Here is a 16,573-nt window from a genome sequence, read left to right on the forward strand (position 1 = left end):
GCCGTTTTGCTTTGTTAAGGCGCGCATATGAGCGAACGCGACGAACACCTGGCGCTGGCGCAAAAGGCTCTGCAGGCGGGCGATTTTGCCAAGGGCCTTACGCTTGCCGAGCAGCTGCTGGCGAGCAAACCTGACGACGGCGAAGCCCTCTACATGGCCGCTGTCGCCCTGCGCTATCTGCAACGGCATGACGAGGCGGCAACGATGCTGGCACGGCTTCATGCGGCGATGCCCGAATATGGCCGCGCCTGGCAGGAGGCCGGGCACCTCGCCCGCGCGCAGGGGCACAATGCGCAGGCCATTGCCGCCTTTCAGCGCGCTACACGGTTCAACCCCGCGCTCGATGCCAGCTGGCGGGCGCTGGCCGAATTGCAATCCGGCCCCGAAGCACGCCACGCAGCCGAACAGGCGCAGCGCCTCGCGAGCCTCCCGCGAGAGCTGGTCGCGGTCACGCACCACCTCCACGAAGGACGGCTGCTACGCGCCGAAGAAATCTGCCGCCACTATCTTCGGACCAATCCCAAGGACGTGGAAGGGATGCGGCTGCTCGCCCGCATCGGCATGAAGCTGGGCATTCTCGACGATGCCGAATTCCTGCTGGAAAGCGCGCGCGTGTTCGAGCCGGACAACGTGCAGGTCCGCCTCGACTACATCGAGGCGCTGCGCCGCCGCCAGAAGGTCGACCGGGCGCGCGAGGAGGCGGAGAGCCTCTACGATACCGATCGGGCCAACGTGCTGTTCCAGTCGCATCTGGCCATCGAATCCATGCAGGCGGGTGACTACGACCGCGCCTTCGCCCTGTTCGAACAGGTGCTGGAAAAGGTGCCCGACGATCCGGCCACCCTCACCAGCCTTGGCCATGCGCTCAAGACGACCGGCGAAACCGAACGCGCCATCGCGAGTTACCGTGCTGCCTGCACCGCCAAGCCCGATCATGGCGATGGCTGGTATTCGCTCGCCAACCTCAAGACCTATCGCTTCACCGAGGAAGAGATGGGCGCGATGGAAGAACAGGCCGCGCGGCCCGACCTCGCCTTCATGGACCGGGTCCACCTCGCTTTCGCCCTCGGCAAGGCACACGAGGACCGCGGCGACTACGCAGAGAGCTTCGCTCACTACGAACGCGGCAATGCCCTGAAGCGCGCGCAGACCCGCTACGATGCCGACACGATGAGCGCCGAGCTGGCCAAGCAGCGCGCCGTCTGCACGCCCGACCTGTTCGAGAAGCAGGCCGGCGGCGGCCATACGGCGCCCGATCCCATCTTCATCGTCGGCCTGCCGCGCGCCGGATCGACCCTGCTGGAACAGATCCTCGCCAGCCACAGCCAGGTCGATGGCACGCTCGAGTTGCCCGACATCCTCGCGCTCGCGCATCGCCTGCGCGGGCGCAAGGCAGGCCAGTCGCTCTATCCGCAGGTGCTGCACGATCTCACCGCCGATAAGCTCGCCGAACTTGGCCGCCAATATATCGAGAACACCGCAGTTCACCGGCAGGGCGCACCGTTCTTCATCGACAAGATGCCGAACAACTTCCGCCATATCGGGCTGATCCATCTGATCCTGCCCAATGCCAAGATTATCGACGCCCGCCGGGCGCCGATGGATTGCTGCTTTTCGGGCTTCAAGCAGCTGTTCGCCGAGGGGCAGGAGTTCACCTACGGTCTCAAGGAGATCGGCCGCTACTACGCCGACTATGTGGACCTGATGGCGCACTGGGACGAGGTGCTGCCGGGCAAGGTGCTGCGCGTGCAGCACGAAGACGTGCTCGACGATCCAGAAGGCCAGATCCGGCGGATGCTCGATTACTGCGGGCTGGACTTCGAAGAGAGCTGCCTCGCCTTCCACCAGACCGACCGCGCCGTGCGCACGGCCAGCAGCGAGCAGGTACGCCAGCCGATCAACCGCAAGGGCCAAGGGGCATGGCTGCCTTTCGATCCCTGGCTGGGTGACCTGCGCGACGCGCTCGCTCCGCCGCTTTAGGCGATCCATCCGCCACCACGCCTCTTGGCGAGAGCGCTCCAAGCTGGCACAGCGCTTCTCACATTTCGGACTTTTTCAATCTCGAAGCTGCCTTCAGCATGCAAACACGGCTGGTTTGGCTGGCGATGGGTCGCTATGGAACCGATTCGAGAGGGGCTGAAACGCCCGCAGACATTTTCAATTTAGGGGAGCCCTCAGATGCCACTAGTCAACATGAAGCCGCTGCTGCGCCACGCGATGGACAACGGCTATGCTGTCGCCGCCTTCAACCTGGTCGATTACAACACGACCAAGGCCATGGTGAAAGCCGCCGAGGGTCTCAACGCTCCAGTGATCTGCCAGACCAGCTCGAAGACCATCGACTATTACAGCCACGAGGAAATCGTCAGCTGGGTCCGCACCTGCGCGGAAAACTCGCCGGTGCCCGTCGTGCTGCACCTCGATCACTGCAAGAACCTCGACATGATCGAGAAGTGCGCGGCCAGCGGCTGGACCTCGATCATGATCGACGCTTCGGAATTCCCGTTCGATGAGAACCTCGCGATGTCGAAGCAGGTCCGCGAAATCGCCGAGAAGTATAACGTCGGCATGGAAGCCGAACTCGGCCAGATCATGGGCGTGGAAGACGACATGGTCGTCGACGAGGCCGACTCCGTGCTGACCGACCCGGCCGACGCCAAGACCTTCTGCGACGCGCTCGACCTTTCCGCCTTCGCCTGCGCCGTGGGCACCGCGCATGGCTATTACAAGGGCGATCCGGTGGTCGACTTCGACCGCATCGAGGCGATCAACAAGGCCACCCGCACCCCGATGGCGCTGCACGGCGGCACCGGCCTTTCGGATGAGACCTTCGCCAAGGCCATCGCGCGCGGCGCGGCCAAGGTGAACATCTCGACCAACCTCAAGCACGTGTTCATCGAAAGCGTGGATGAATACCGCAAGGCCAAGCCCAACGACTACGAGCCGCTGCGCGTGATCGACGCCCAGTATCAGGCCTGCAAGGAGCTGTTCGCTACCTTCATCGAGAAGTTCGGCGGCAAGGATCAGGGCGCGGCCTTCCTTGCCACGCAGCGCGAGAACGCCTGATGATCAAGGCCCTGATTTTCGATTGCGACGGCGTTCTGGTCGATACCGAGCGCGATGCGCACCGTGTGGGCTTCAACCGTGCCTTTGCCGAGTTCGGCATCGACGCAGAATGGAGCGTCGAGCTTTATGAGCGCCTGCTGCTGACCGCTGGCGGCAAGGAGCGGATGACGGTCTATTTCAACGAATTCGGCTGGCCTGAGGACAAGGTGGCCGAATATGGCGGGCAGCAGGAGCTGATCGCCGCGCTGCACAAGGAAAAGACCCGCATCACCTCCGAGATCGTGACCGAACTGCCGGTTCGCCCCGGTGTGCTGCGGATCATCGACGAGGCGCGCGCGGCGGGCGTGCGGCTGGGAGTCTGCACCACGTCGAACGCCAAGTTCATCGACGCGGTGCTTGATCTGTTCGGGGCGGAGCGGAAAGCCGCTTTCGAGTTCGTCCATGCGGGCGATGTCGTCAGCAAGAAGAAGCCCGATCCCGAGATCTACAACCTCGCGCTCAAAACGCTCGGCCTTCCCGCCAGCGATTGCGTGGTGGTGGAAGACAGCCGCAACGGCCTGCTCGCCTCCACCGGCGCGGGCATTCCCACCCTGATCACCACCAGCACCTACACCAAGGAGGAGGACTTCTCCGAGGCGGCGCGCGTGGTGCCCGAACTGGGCGATAATCCCGCCCTCATCACCTTGGCAGACCTGAACGCGCTCAACGAGGCGGCCACGGCCTGACGCGCACCACCGGAGAGGATTCAATGACTACGCTTACCATCGACCAGATCGCCGGGGCGATCGACGTGACCTGTGACACGGTGATCCGCAACGAGAAGTATTTCTCCGATCTCGACGGCCTCGCCGGAGACGGCGACTTCGGCACCTCGCTGGCCACCGGGTTCAAGGTCATCAAGGCCGAACTGCCCACCATCGACCGCAGCGCCGTGGGCGCCATGCTGCTCAAGATCGCGATGGTCTGTTCCAAGCACGTCGGCGGCTCGTCGGGGCCGATCTGGGGTACGGGCTTCATGAAAGCCGGGATGGCCTCGAAGGGCGAGACCGAGGTGAGCTACGAGAAGCTGACCGAAATGGTCGGCGCAGCGCTCGAAGGCATCGTGGCGCGCGGCGGGGCCCAGCGCGGCGACAAGACCCTGATCGATGCGCTGATCCCGATCCACGAAAAGATGCAGGAAATGGACGGCTCCGACCTTGGCGCAGTGCTCGCCGCCGTCACCGCCGAGGCCGACAAGGCCATCGACGAGACCCGCACGCTGGTCGCCCACCGCGGCCGCGCCTCGCAGGTCGGTGAGCGCAGTGCCAACACGCCCGATCCGGGCATCGTCGGCATCGCCACGATCCTCTACGACTGGTGCAAGCACTACGGCGTCGACTACGCGCCGCAGGCCGCCGAACTGAACCGCTGATTTCCAACCGGGAGAGACCACAATGAAGAAATTCGTCAACGATCCGGCCAACTTCGTGCCTGAATTCATGGCCGGTGTGATCGCCGCCAATGGGGACCTGCTCGAAGCCGTGCCCGAATTCCAGCTGATCAAGCGCAAGAATGTCGATGCCAGCAAGGTCGCCATCGTGCAGGGTTCGGGCTCGGGCCACGAACCGGCGCACGTCATGGCCGTCGGTCCCGGCATGTTGACCGCCGCCTGCCAGGGCCCGGTCTTCGCCGCGCCGCCGGTCGATGCCTGCTACGAAACGATCAAGGCCGTCGCCACCGATGCCGGTGTGCTGGTGCTGGTCAACAACTACCAGGGCGACCGCATGGCCTGGGACATGGCCAGCGAAATGGCCGAGGCCGAGGGCATCAAGGTCGTGCAGTTCCACATCAACGATGACGTGGCCGTGCAGGACAGCCTTTACACCGTCGGCCGTCGCGGTGTGGCGGGCAACTTCTTCGTGATGAAGGCCTGCGGCGCGGCTGCCGAAGCTGGCGCGAGCCTCGAAGAAGTGGTCGCCGTGGCCGAGAAGGTGAACAACAACGTACGCACCATGGGTGTGGCTCTCACCAGCTGCATCCCGCCGGCCAAGGGCGACGTGATCTTCGAGATCGGCGACGACGAGATAGAAATCGGCGTGGGCATCCACGGCGAGCCGGGCCGCGAACGTGCCAAGATCCAACCGGCCGACGCAATCGCCAAGATCCTGTTCGATGCCGTGGCCGACGACCTGCCGTTTGCCTCGGGCGACCGTGTGGCGCTGATGATCAACGGCCTTGGCGGCACCCCGCCTGCCGAACTCTATGTGCTTTATAACAAGGCCGCCCAGCTCTGCGCCGATCGCGGTCTGACCATCGCGCGCAACTACGTGGGTGAATATTGCACGGCCATCGAAATGGCCGGCGCCTCGCTGACGCTGCTGAAGCTCGACGACGAGCTGGAGAAGCAGCTCGCCGCTCCGGCGGAAACGGCCTGCCGCATCTTCTAAACGGCTCCATTTAGATCAGGCAAACAACAATACGCCCGGCCCTCCTCCACGAGGGTCGGGCGTTTGTTTTGGGCCTCGGCACATTCGAAGTGGCGTAAATGGAACGGCGATCACCCTCTCTTTTGCCATATCGGTTATTTCGGAACAGGAGCGCGTTCAATTCCTTGATTAGGTATGACAAACCTTGCTCCAGCGCCGCCTGACCATACCGATACAAAGTCGCTGCCCAGCCGCAGAGAACGGCTTCGAGCCCTGGTCAGCCTTCGTTCGCAGCGGCGCGGCCTGGTGGTAGCGCTTGCCACGGCAACCGGGGCTGCCGGCCTGCTCGCGGCTTCCACACTTTACAATGCCGGACAACCCGATGTGGTGTCACTCGGACGCGGCAAGGCCAGCGTGGAGACCATACCAGTCGCGCAATTCGCGTCAGCCGATTCCGTTGAGGGCGACCAGCTCACTCCCATGCCTTCGCCCAGCGCAAGCAGCATGGGTTCGGGCGAAGCAAGTTATTACGGCAGCAGCGACGGCTTTGCCGGGCGCCGCACCGCCAACGGCGAAGTGTTCAATCCGCAGCGCTTCACCGCCGCTCATCGGACCCTGCCGATGGGAAGCCGTGTGCGCGTGACCAATCCAAGCAATGGCGACAGCGTGGTGGTCCGCATCAACGATCGCGGGCCGTTTCATGGCAACCGGGTGATCGACCTTTCCTACGCCGCCGCGCGTGAAATCGGCCTCATCCACGCCGGACGCGGCAACGTGCGGCTGGCGCTGTTGACCTGATAAAAGGGCTCAGCGCCCCGCATCCCGCGCCTTGTTGATGTCGACCGTCTCGGGCGATCTGGAAAACAGCTCGGTATAGGGATCGTCGCCCGTTTCCATCGTATGCGGCTCGGTGCCCTCGCGCACGGTAGTGCGGCGCATGTCGCGCTTTTCGTTGGCGGCATCGAAGTCGCCGCCCCGGTGCATGGTGCACAGGTTGTCCCAGATCACCATGTCGCCCACGTTCCACTCGACATTGAAGACATATTGCGGCTGGGTGCAGTGCTCAATCAACTGCTTGATGAGGGCGCGCCCCTCCTCCTTGTCCATCCCCTTAACGTCCATCGTGTGCGCGGCGATAAATAGCGCCTTGCGGCCCGAACCGCGGTGGACGTGGACCAGCGGATGCTCGGCCTTGAAGCGCTCGTTGATCTCCTCCTCGGGAATGTCGGCGCCAGCCTGCTTGCGGCTCCACCACAGGGAGTTGATGCCGGTCTTGCCTTCGAGCAGCTCCTTCGTCTCTTCCGGCAAGTCCTCATAGGCCTGGCGGGTATCGGCAAACCAGGTCTGCCCGCCCTCGCTGGGTACCTGATGCGCCATCAGCAGCGAGTAGGACGTGCGCTTGGTCATGAAGGCGGTGTCAGTGTGCCAGAGCCGGTCGCCCTTGCGGTATTCGATCGCTGCGGGGTCACGCGTGATATTGCCGTCCAGATCCAGGTTTGAAGCGTCGAACAGCTCGCGATAGGGCAGCCGCGTGCGCTGGCCTTCGGGGCGCTTGGGCACGCGCTCGAGATAGCCGAAATTGCGGCTGAAGGCGATGTGCTGCTCGTCGGTCATGCCCGTGTCGCGCCACACGGTAACACCATATTTATCCATCGCATCAGTTATTTGTCGCAGCTGATCCGATGAAAGTGGCTGCGTCAGATCAAGCCCCGAACACTCGGCGCCGAAAGCAGGCAGGATGGGTTGGACGGTCAGCGGCATCGAGTTTCTCCAATTGGGTTTGCAGCCAATATAGATAGCTTACTAAGTATTTCCAGCGCCAATTGGGCCTGCCGGCCAGTGCTGGCGATAGGGTGCAGCGTGGCTGGCGCCCCCGGGACGGCTCTGATATGCTTGGCCTATATGCGAGCGTACATTCTCACTCTCGTCGCCCTGCCCCTGCTGGCGGCCTGCACCTCGGTTCCCGAACAGCCAGACACCTGCGATGCAGGGCCCGCCCAGTCTTATCTGGGCGAGCCTTACAGCGAGGCGCTGGGCCAGCAGTTGCAGGAGCTGACCGGAGCGACGATCCTGCGGGCAGTGCATGAAGGAGACCCCGTGACGATGGATTTCCGGCCCGAGCGGCTGACCGTGGTCTGGAACGATGCCGGGCAGATCGTGAAGATTTCCTGTGGCTGATCCGAACGATGGCCGCCAGCGCATCGCCCCCCTCTCACCTTTCGAGGAGCAGGCCGGGTTTACCCGCGCGATCCGCGTGGGCGAGCGCATCATCGTGTCGGGCACCGTCGGGGTAGAGGAAGACGGCAGCGTTTCGCCCGATGCCGGACGGCAGGCGGAACGCTGTTTCGAACAGATCCTCGCCTATGTCGCCGAACTGGGTGGCCAGTCGGGCGACGTGGTGCGCGCCCGTATGTTTGTCACCGACATCAAGGATGCCGACGCAGTCACCGCCGCCTTCAGCAGCGCACTGGGGCACGCCCGGCCAACCGGAACGCTGGTGGCGATCTCGGCGCTCTACAACCCGGAATGGAAATGCGAGATCGAGGCCGAGGCCGTGATCGGTGCGATGCAGTGAGCCCGCCGCGGCGCGATACCGCAGATTACAAAGCAGATAGCAAAGCCTTCTTGTGCGAGCGCTGGGCAGGCTACAATGCACATGGATACCTGAAGGTGCAGCAACAGGGGGCAAATCACCGATCATGACCACCATGTCCGACGCAGAACTGGCCGCGCATCTGGCGCATTGCGCTGGGAAAATCCTGCTTGAGGTTCGCGAGAGCGGGATGTTCGAGGGCAAGGCATTGGGCAAGGCGGGCGACCAGACCGCTAACCAGTTTCTCGTCCATGCCCTACGCCAGCAACGCCCCGACGACGGCCTGCTGTCGGAGGAAAGCAAGGACACCGACGAGCGCCTGTCGAAATCGCGCGTCTGGATCGTCGATCCGGTTGACGGCACGCGCGAATATGGTGAGGCCCGCTCCGATTGGGCAGTCCATGTGGCACTTGCGATTGACGGGGTACCGACCATCGGCGCCGTCGCGCTGCCTGGTCTCGATGGTGGGCTGGTACTGCGCTCGGACACGCCGATTGCGCTCGCCGCCGCCAACGAAAAGCCTCGCCTTGTGGTCAGCCGCACCCGCCCCGCCGCCGAGGCTGTGGCCGTGGCTGAAGCGATTGGCGGAGAGCTGGTGCCGATGGGCAGCGCCGGGGCCAAGGCCATGGCCGTGGTGCGCGGCGAGGCGGAAATCTATCTCCACTCGGGTGGCCAGTACGAATGGGACAGTTGCGCGCCAGCCGCCGTGGCCGCCGCGCATGGCCTGCATATCAGCCGCATCGACGGCAGCCCGCTGATCTACAACCAGCGCGACACCTATATGCCTGACCTCCTGATCTGCCGTCCGGAATGGGCCGAGCCCGTTCTCGCGCAGGTAGGGACCATGGCGAGCGCCTGACCCCGTGCTCACGCACATCGACCTCGGCTATACCGCCGCTGGGGCCTTCGTCAGCTTTCTCGTCGGCCTGACCGGCGTAGGTGGCGGTTCGCTGATGGCACCGATCCTGATCGTGCTGCTTGGCGTGCCGCCCGCGATGGCGGTGGGCACCGACCTGTGGTTTGCCGCGATCACCAAGACGGTGGGCGGGGCCACCCATCACAAGCTGAACTCCGTCGACTGGAAGGTGGTCCGCCAGCTTACGCTGGGGAGCGTGCCAGCCGCAATCTTCGCCATGCTATGGCTGTGGCTGTTCGAAGGCGGTGCTCTCGATGCCGAGCCGTTGATGCGCCTGCTCGGCGGTGCTTTGTTGCTGACCTCGCTGATGATGCTCCTCAAGCCGCGAATCCAGCCAGCGCTGGTCCGCCTGGGCAGCAGGATGGGAGGCTCGATGCGGTCGCACCAGCGTCTTGTCGTCACCTGCGGGGCCGCCATTATCGGGGTGATGGTCGCGCTGACGTCGGTGGGTGCGGGTGCGCTGGTGGCGGTGCTGTTGGCCACGGTCTATCCGCTGCGGCTGGGAACCAAGACGATTGTCGGCACCGATATCGTCCACGCCGTGCCGCTGACGCTGGTGGCGGGAATGGGCCACTCCTTCCTCGGCAATGTCGATGGGTGGATGCTGGGAAGCCTCCTGTTGGGTTCGATACCCGGGATCGTCGTTGGCTCGCTGGTGAGCGGCAGAATCAGGGAAGACCATGTGCGTTATGCGCTGGCCGCGATGCTGTTGGTGTCTGCGCTCAAGATGCTGGCGGGCTAGAGTGTCTCCACCAGAGCCCGCGCGGCAAGGCTGACTTCGTCCCACGTGCGGGCAAAGCCGCTGTCGTCGCCAAAGTACGGGTCCGCGACCGAACGCCCCTCATAGCCGGGCACGATATCGAGCAGCAGGCTCAACCGCGCCTTCGCATCTGGCCTTGCAACGCGGCCCAGATCCGCAAGGTTCTTCTCATCCAGCGCAAAAATATGCGTGAAGCGGCTGAAATCCTGCGGCGCAACCTGCCGCGCACGCAGCCCCGCGATGTCCACCCCGCGCCGCGCGGCTTCGGCAATGGCGCGCGGATCGGGCGGATTGCCGACATGCCAGTCACCAGTGCCCGCAGAATCCACCTCCCAGCCGAGCCCGCGACCCGTCAGTTCGGCGCGCAGGGCTCCTTCGGCCAGCGGCGACCGGCAGATGTTGCCGAGGCAGACGAACAGGATCGCCGGCTGCGCGCTCACGCGGGCCAGGGACCGGTGATCGCCAGCGTCATGGTCGGCGAATAGGCGTTGACGAACAGCGTCCTGCCATCGGGCGAGAAGCAGGCCCCGGCCGGCTCGGTCTGCATGGTCAGCCGCCCGAAGTCGTAGGCCGCTCCCTGCGGCGTGATCCCGCGCAAGTGATTGTCGACCACTTCGGTGTACTGGTCCTCGCACACGATCAGGTGGCCATTGGGCGCCACGGTGAGGTTATCGCCAAAGCTGTATTCGGCGATGTCCGCGCTCTCATAGAACAGGTCCAGCATGTCCGCGCCGTGCAGCGCGGGTTTGAGGCGGAAAATCTGGCCTTCCCTGGCCGCACCGCCGCTGGTGCAGCAGAAGTACATCTCGCCCTCGCCCATCCAGATACCCTCGCCGCGCGCGAACAGGGTCGCGCCCATGGCCGCGCCACGATGGCGCAGGTCGTCCTCGGGAGCCTCTACATCGTCGAGCGTGATCCAGCGCGCCGCAGCAGGAACCCCGACCGCGATGTCGGCACCGGTCCAGTTGCGCGTCTCGGCCATGCCATCGATCACCAGCGCCTGTAGTGTGCCACCGCGCGCCAGCTCACCTGGATGCTCTGGAAGGAAACGGTAAAGCAATGAATCGTCGCGGTCTTCGGTGAGATAAACGATGCCCGTTGCCGGATCGACGCAGGCCGCCTCGTGGTTGAAGCGCCCCATTGCCTTGAGCGGCACCGGATCGACCAGACCCGGCGCAGCGGCGGGCACTTCGAACACGTATCCGTGCTCCTTGTTGATCCGGCCATTGGGCGTGCGGGTGTCTTCCTCGCACGAGAGCCAGCTGCCCCACGGCGTGATCCCGCCAGCACAATTGCGGATCGTGCCCGCAAGGCTGCGATACTCACGCTTCACCTCAAGGGTTGCCGCATCGAGCACGATCGTGGTGGTGCCCCCCGGCAGCGGGACAAGGCTGCGCGCCACGGTGTCATAGGCTGGGCCCGCGACACCGCCGCCATCTTGCTCCGGCCTGAGCTCATGGTTGCGCACCAAGGCGATCTCGCCGTTCCCGAGATCGAAACAGCCCATGCCGTCGGCATTATCAGGCACGGTCCCGCCATCGGCCATGGCATCGCCCAGCCGCGAAATCACGCGATAGGAAAAGCCCGGCGGCAGGTCGAGCACTCCCGCCGGGTCTTTCTTCAAGGGGCCAACCACACCCGAACCAGCCGCTCGCCCTGCGCCCGCAGTCATCCGCGCGGCAGGCGCGCAGGAGGCGGCCAACAGGCCGGCAAAGGCGGTAGCGGTGCTGCCGAGAAAACGGCGGCGATTGTGCGGAATCATCATGGCGAGCCTCTTAACATTGAAGCGCGCGCTCTCCACCACTTTTGCGACCGGAGTGAGACAATCAGGGCAGGTTTAGCGCGTCCTTGATCGCCTGCCAGCTCACCAGCTTGAAGTTCTGCGCTTCAGGAGCGTTGAGCCCGTCCTGCGCGATGAACAGGCCTTGCGGGAACTGCGGGCCGAAGCTGCCAAGCGCCAGTTCGATGCCGTCGGTTTCCTCGGTCGCGCCGAACTCTCCGGCAGCGACACGGAAGCGGCCAACCGGGCGCCCATCGGGCAAGGCGAAGACGGCATAGGTGTTGTCGCCCTGGCTCGAGGCCAGCAGATAGCCGCCGTCCGCGCCTTCCGGCGCAATCGCCAGACCTTCGAGGTCGGCCACGAGATAGCGGTTGTCGATCGGTGCGACCATGCGCTTGGGCGTGCCCGCAGTGCGACCATCCATCGCCCACAGGCCAACGTCTTCCTCGCCGATGTAGAGCGTGCCCGTCCGCTCGTCGTAAATGCAGCCTTCGGGCTGGGTGTCGACGCTGTTGAGCACATCGGTGCTGGCCGCGATATCGCCACCGGAAAGGTTCAGGCGGGTACGATAGATCGTGCCTTCCTTCGGGTCGCTATAGATGACGAAGGTGCCGTCAGCCGTCACGTCGCCCTTGCAGATGCCATAGCCCTCGCCCGGCCCCACCGGCACCCGTCCAAGCGGAGCCAGCGTGCCGCGCGCGGTGTCGAGTTCGGCGAGATAGATATGCGCATTGGCCTCGTCGCTGCGGTCGCTTGCCGCCGCGATGACCCGGCCGTCGGGCAAGGTCAGCAGGTCGACATTGTTAAGCCCGTCTGCTGGCAGGAAGCTCTTTTGCGCGCCGCTCAGGTCATAGACGTAAAGCCCGCCCTTCTTGTCGGTCGCGACGATCAGGCTGGCGGCCGGATCGGCCGCGTTGCGCCAGATCGCCGGATCGTCGGCGGCGTCCTCGTTGGCGGTGCCGACCGGCGTGGTTTCGGCTAGAGCCGTCACCGCAACGGCAGGCAGGCCTTCGATGGGGGCGGTGGCGCAGGCCGAAAGGCCCGCCGCCACCATGACCATGGCAATCGTATTCCGCATCAGAAATTCACCTTCGCGCCGAACTTAACGGTCGAGCCATACTCTTCGTACTGCAGCAACCGCTCGCGTCCGGCATAGCTCTGATAGGCGAAGTACTTGGCGTTGTTGACGTTGATCCACTCGGCAAACAGGCGGACGTTCTCGATCACCTCGACCTTGGCCGACAGATCGAGCTGGAAATGGTGATCGACGTAGCGATCCTCGCTCGCGTTACCGCCCAGCTCGTCGAGGTACTTGCTGCGATAGGTGCCAGCCGCGCGCAGTTCGAGCGGGCCCATTTCGTAGCCGAGCACGAGGTTGCCGGTGTTGCGCGACGAGGACGGCAGCTGGATGTCACGCGGTTCGCCTGCGTCACCATCGGTGAAGACCGTGCCCGTGGCGTCGGTGAAGGTGTAGTTCGCCTGCACCAGGAAGCCATCGAGCGGCGCCGGCAGGAAGTCGAGCGAGCGGCTGAAGCCGATCTCGACACCGAACACCGTAGCGGTGTCGCCGTTGATGGCGCGGGTCAGCTCATCATAGTCGATGCCCTGATAGCTGCCGGATTCGGGCGTGGTCTGATCGACGATGAAGTTGTCGATCGACTTGTAGAACAGTCCGAAGGAGAACGCACCGTTGCCGGGCAGGTAGAATTCCACCGCGGCGTCGGCATTCCATGCGCGATAGGGTTCGAGGTCGGGGTTACCGAACTCGGCTTCGAGGTCGTCGTTGACAGTGAAGATCGGCGCCAGCTTCGAAAGCTTGGGGCGCACGAGGCTGCGATAGCCCGCGAGACGGAACACCATGTCTTGCTGCGGCTCATACCGCAGCGTGAAGCTGGGCAGCCAGTCGGTGTAGTCGCGCTCGAAGCTGAGCGGGATCACGTCGGTCACGTCATCGCCATCGTCCACCACCAGCTGGCCCGCCAGGCTGACGTTGGTGCGCTCTGCACGCACGCCGCCGATCACGCGCAAGATGTCACTGCTGTAACGGCCCATCAGGTAGCCCGCGAGCACGTCCTCCTCAGCCGAATAGTCATCGGGGAGCGAGAGCAGATCGGTCTCGTACTGGTCGATCTCGAACGACGATTCATTGGCGCGGAAGAAGGTCGCCCCGGCGCCCTTGTCGATCACCGGCCCGATGTTGGTGAGGCGGTAAGTCTGGGTGCCGACCATGTCGGCCAGCGTCAGGTCGCCGTCGAAATCGTAATATATACCATCGGCGTTGTAGCTCTTGTCCCGCCAGCGCGACTTCACGCCGGCCTGCACGGTGAACTCGCCATCGCCGGTAACGAAGGTGCGGCCAAGGTCGCCCTTGAGCGCGTATTCTTCGTCGATGCTGTCAGAAAGCGTGGTCAGCTCGAGCTTGTTGAAGCCGTAGGTGGCCGGATCGAGGAAGGCGTCTACGTTGCCCGAAGCGGTGAACAGCGGCATGCGGCGATCGGAATAGTCCATCGTGATGCCGAGGCCATCGTCTTCGAACTTGTTGCGGAAGCGAATCGGATCGACCGAGAAATCTTCCTTTTCGCTCGCACGCGCCCAGCTGGCCGAAAACTTGGCCATCCACTCGCCATCGTCGTGGTCGAAACCGAGCTGGGTGGTGGCGATGCGCTGACGTTCGAAGCGATCCTTGAGGTCGCGCTGCAGCTGGATTTCACCATCTTCATCGCTGAAAAAGGCGCTGTCAGCATCGCCCGAACGCGGATCTTCATCGAACTTGAAGGTGGTGCGGCGCCGATACTCGTGATCGTCGAACTGGCTGAAACTGCCGCGCGCGAAGACCGTGGTGAACGGCGACACGCGATAGTCGAGGTTCAGCGTGCCACTGATCCGCTCGCGAGTTACGTCATAGTCGCGATATTCGGTTTCCTCAGCGAACACGACGCCATCGGCCTCGTTCCAGTCCGCGGCCTCGATGTTGTCGGTCTCGAACTCGCGGTGATAGTAGCTGATGCCGCCCGACACGCCGAAGTTGTCGGTTACGTGCGTGGCAAAGTCGATGCTGCCCTTCGGCGAGACGACACCCGAGTAATCATTGTAGCTACCCTCGACCTTGACCGAGAGCAGGTCGCGGCGGCGGTTGAAGGCGCTGGTGGTGTTGATCTCGATCGAGGCGCCGATGGTGTCGCCATCCATGTCGGGGGTGAGCGACTTTTTCACTTCGATCGATTCGATGATGTCCGAAGAGATCACGTCGAGTGCGACCGAACGCACATCGCCTTCCGGGGCAGGCACGCGCACGCCATTGAGCGAGGTCGCGTTAAGCTCGGGGTCGAGGCCGCGCACCGAGACAAAGCGGCCCTCGCCCTGGTCGTTGAGCACATTGATGCCGGGCAGGCGGCGCAGGCTCTCTGCCACGTTCTGGTCTGGGAACTGGCCGATCGCGTCGCGGGTCAGCACGTCGGACACGCCGTCGCTGGCATACTTGCGGCTGAGCGCGGAGGCCTGGTTGGCGGCCTGGCCGACGACGACGATCTGGTTATCGCCGCCAAGCGTGAAGTTGGCGGTAACGAGGCCGCGTTCCGGAACGGTGATCGAACGGGTGACGGTCGGTGCACCGACATAGCGCACCACGACCTCGTAAGTCCCGGCGGGCAGATCGGCGATGGAGAACGAACCGTCGCGGCCCGTTACGGTTTCGCGGCCCTGCGCCGGGATGCTCACCACCGCCGACTGCAAGGCAACGGTGTTGGTCTCGTCGGAAACGGTGCCGGCAACGTCACCGGCCACGGCGGGGGTGGCAAAGGCAGCAAGCGCGGCGAGGCTGGCGCCGGCCAGCAGGCGGGTCGAAATCATGAAAATTGTCCTTCCGATGGATGTCGGAGGCGCGGTTAGGAGGCCCAAATGTCAGCTTGGCGAAGGATTTGTGACATCAGCGTGACATCCTGCGTCTGTTGCAGTGCAGCAACACATGCGTTCAGCAAGTCGTCCCAGCGGGGCATGCTGTTAGGGAGCTGCCACTGGCATATGCGGCGGCATAGCCCGGCACGAAGCTTATCCCGCCCCGCCTGCACAGCGAAATACTGCACTCCGTCAACCTTGTAGATCATGGGGGCAGCCATGATGGTCATGCCGGTTTCGATGGTTTTCAGCACTTCGCCGCTTTCCACGTGCGCACGATCAGCCTGCCGCCAAGATCGCCATGTACGACAAGCCCGGCTTGCGTCGCCCGCATCCCGAACCGGTCTTGCCAACCTTCATTATCGGCGGTCCAGCGCGTTTCGCCGGTGGTAGCATCGATAGCGCGAACGTGCGAGCTGAAGGGCTTGTCCAGAACCGACTGCCATTCGCGCCGTGTTCTGCTGTATTCGGCATTGAGTGATATTGGGAAGCAGGGCTTGGTTGCGGGGGTTGGATTTGAACCAACGACCTTCAGGTTATGAGCCTGACGAGCTACCGGACTGCTCCACCCCGCGTTACCTGTTAGAGCCTCAAGTGCCGGCGGCGACATCCGTCGCCTTGGCTATCCTTCCCCGGATCGAGTGCGGGGTGCGGACGGCCGGTCGGCCTTGCGAAGCCTGGGGCTTCGAAGAGCTCTGTGCCGGAACCTATGTCCCGACCGGGCCACTCCCAGGACATGACCCTGGGAGGGATCTGGCGCTCCAATGCGATCGTGCGATCGCCAGAGACGCCAAAAGGGCCGCCCTTACGGGACAGCCCTATGACTTGTGAATGGGTGTAACCTTGTTCTGTCCGCCTGCTGCAATGCCTGGCGGCGACCTACTCTTCCGTGCCTTAAGGCACAGTACCATCGGCGCTACCTGGTTTCACGGCCGAGTTCGAGATGGGATCGGGTGGGTCACAGGTGCCATGACCACCAAGCAATGAAGCAGGCGGGCGGGACAAGGTTTTTAAATCGATGCACCAATCAGGTGTCTGTTGTTGCTTTTGAGGCGTCATTATCCGGCTTTGAGTATTCCTCCTCAATGCCAGAGCTTTGCAGCCCTGACGTTGATGGTGGGATTCAACAAGCGCGAACTGAACGATTAGGACCAGTTAG

General features: G+C 63.8%; 16 protein-coding genes, 1 tRNA gene and 1 rRNA gene. 10 read left to right on the plus strand and 8 right to left on the minus strand.

Annotated features, from left to right (window positions below):
- Positions 1-27 precede the first annotated feature (27 nt).
- From ABDJ38_RS15605 to ABDJ38_RS15630, 6 genes are all read left to right on the plus strand, one after another.
- Complete coding sequence (locus tag ABDJ38_RS15605; RefSeq protein ID WP_346786060.1) at positions 28-1,980, plus strand: sulfotransferase; 1,953 nt, start codon at positions 28-30, stop codon at positions 1,978-1,980.
- 198 nt (positions 1,981-2,178) lie between these two features.
- Positions 2,179-3,066, plus strand: coding sequence for a class II fructose-bisphosphate aldolase (locus ABDJ38_RS15610; RefSeq protein ID WP_346786061.1), 888 nt, complete (start codon positions 2,179-2,181; stop codon positions 3,064-3,066).
- Complete coding sequence (locus ABDJ38_RS15615; protein ID WP_346786062.1) at positions 3,066-3,791, plus strand: HAD-IA family hydrolase; 726 nt, start codon at positions 3,066-3,068, stop codon at positions 3,789-3,791. The genes ABDJ38_RS15610 and ABDJ38_RS15615 overlap by 1 nt, the downstream gene beginning before the upstream one ends.
- A 23-nt stretch (positions 3,792-3,814) precedes the next feature.
- Positions 3,815-4,477, plus strand: a complete 663-nt coding sequence (gene dhaL / locus ABDJ38_RS15620; RefSeq protein WP_346786063.1) for a dihydroxyacetone kinase subunit DhaL — start codon at positions 3,815-3,817, stop codon at positions 4,475-4,477.
- A gap of 22 nt (positions 4,478-4,499) precedes the next feature.
- On the plus strand, positions 4,500-5,492 hold the full coding sequence (gene dhaK, locus ABDJ38_RS15625; protein ID WP_346786064.1) for a dihydroxyacetone kinase subunit DhaK: 993 nt from the start codon (positions 4,500-4,502) through the stop codon (positions 5,490-5,492).
- 285 nt (positions 5,493-5,777) lie between these two features.
- The gene (locus tag ABDJ38_RS15630; RefSeq protein WP_346786065.1) at positions 5,778-6,269 is read left to right on the plus strand and encodes a septal ring lytic transglycosylase RlpA family protein; all 492 of its coding nucleotides are present in this window, start codon (positions 5,778-5,780) and stop codon (positions 6,267-6,269) included.
- Between the two features lie 9 nt (positions 6,270-6,278).
- Here the strand turns inward: ABDJ38_RS15630 and ABDJ38_RS15635 are convergent, their stop codons facing one another.
- Complete coding sequence (locus ABDJ38_RS15635) at positions 6,279-7,232, minus strand: TauD/TfdA dioxygenase family protein (protein WP_346786066.1); 954 nt, start codon at positions 7,230-7,232, stop codon at positions 6,279-6,281.
- A gap of 141 nt (positions 7,233-7,373) precedes the next feature.
- Between ABDJ38_RS15635 and ABDJ38_RS15640 the strand changes: the two genes are divergently transcribed.
- The 4 genes from ABDJ38_RS15640 to ABDJ38_RS15655 all read left to right on the plus strand — a co-directional run bounded on the left by ABDJ38_RS15640 (position 7,374) and on the right by ABDJ38_RS15655 (position 9,722).
- On the plus strand, positions 7,374-7,649 hold the full coding sequence (locus tag ABDJ38_RS15640) for an I78 family peptidase inhibitor (protein ID WP_346786067.1): 276 nt from the start codon (positions 7,374-7,376) through the stop codon (positions 7,647-7,649).
- Positions 7,642-8,046, plus strand: a complete 405-nt coding sequence (locus ABDJ38_RS15645) for a Rid family hydrolase (RefSeq protein ID WP_346786068.1) — start codon at positions 7,642-7,644, stop codon at positions 8,044-8,046. Before ABDJ38_RS15640 ends, ABDJ38_RS15645 begins: the two co-directional genes overlap by 8 nt.
- Before the next feature lie 133 nt (positions 8,047-8,179).
- Positions 8,180-8,923, plus strand: coding sequence for a 3'(2'),5'-bisphosphate nucleotidase CysQ (locus tag ABDJ38_RS15650; protein WP_346786078.1), 744 nt, complete (start codon positions 8,180-8,182; stop codon positions 8,921-8,923).
- Between the two features lie 4 nt (positions 8,924-8,927).
- Positions 8,928-9,722 carry a sulfite exporter TauE/SafE family protein gene (locus ABDJ38_RS15655; RefSeq protein WP_346786069.1) on the plus strand — a complete coding sequence of 265 codons (795 nt, stop codon included), beginning with the start codon at positions 8,928-8,930 and terminating at the stop codon, positions 9,720-9,722.
- Here the strand turns inward: ABDJ38_RS15655 and ABDJ38_RS15660 are convergent.
- The 7 genes from ABDJ38_RS15660 to rrf all read right to left on the minus strand — a co-directional run bounded on the left by ABDJ38_RS15660 (position 9,719) and on the right by rrf (position 16,395).
- The gene (locus ABDJ38_RS15660) at positions 9,719-10,189 is read right to left on the minus strand and encodes a low molecular weight protein-tyrosine-phosphatase (protein WP_346786079.1); all 471 of its coding nucleotides are present in this window, start codon (positions 10,187-10,189) and stop codon (positions 9,719-9,721) included. The genes ABDJ38_RS15655 and ABDJ38_RS15660 overlap by 4 nt on opposite strands.
- On the minus strand, positions 10,177-11,505 hold the full coding sequence (locus ABDJ38_RS15665) for an alkaline phosphatase PhoX (RefSeq protein ID WP_346786070.1): 1,329 nt from the start codon (positions 11,503-11,505) through the stop codon (positions 10,177-10,179). Before ABDJ38_RS15665 ends, ABDJ38_RS15660 begins: the two co-directional genes overlap by 13 nt.
- 61 nt (positions 11,506-11,566) lie before the next feature.
- Positions 11,567-12,598: a phytase gene (locus ABDJ38_RS15670; RefSeq protein WP_346786071.1), complete on the minus strand. Its 1,032-nt coding sequence runs from the start codon at positions 12,596-12,598 to the stop codon at positions 11,567-11,569.
- On the minus strand, positions 12,598-15,369 hold the full coding sequence (locus ABDJ38_RS15675) for a TonB-dependent receptor (RefSeq protein ID WP_346786072.1): 2,772 nt from the start codon (positions 15,367-15,369) through the stop codon (positions 12,598-12,600). The genes ABDJ38_RS15670 and ABDJ38_RS15675 overlap by 1 nt, the downstream gene beginning before the upstream one ends.
- Before the next feature lie 35 nt (positions 15,370-15,404).
- A complete protein-coding gene (locus ABDJ38_RS15680) occupies positions 15,405-15,668 on the minus strand; it encodes a hypothetical protein (RefSeq protein WP_346786073.1) in 264 nt (87 codons plus the stop codon).
- A 244-nt stretch (positions 15,669-15,912) separates the two neighbouring features.
- Positions 15,913-15,989: transfer RNA gene (locus ABDJ38_RS15685), tRNA-Met, on the minus strand.
- Between the two features lie 291 nt (positions 15,990-16,280).
- Positions 16,281-16,395, minus strand: a 5S ribosomal RNA gene (gene rrf / locus ABDJ38_RS15690).
- Positions 16,396-16,573 lie beyond the last annotated feature (178 nt).

The organism is Aurantiacibacter flavus (assembly GCF_039710615.1).
Taxonomy (GTDB): domain Bacteria; phylum Pseudomonadota; class Alphaproteobacteria; order Sphingomonadales; family Sphingomonadaceae; genus Alteraurantiacibacter; species Alteraurantiacibacter flavus.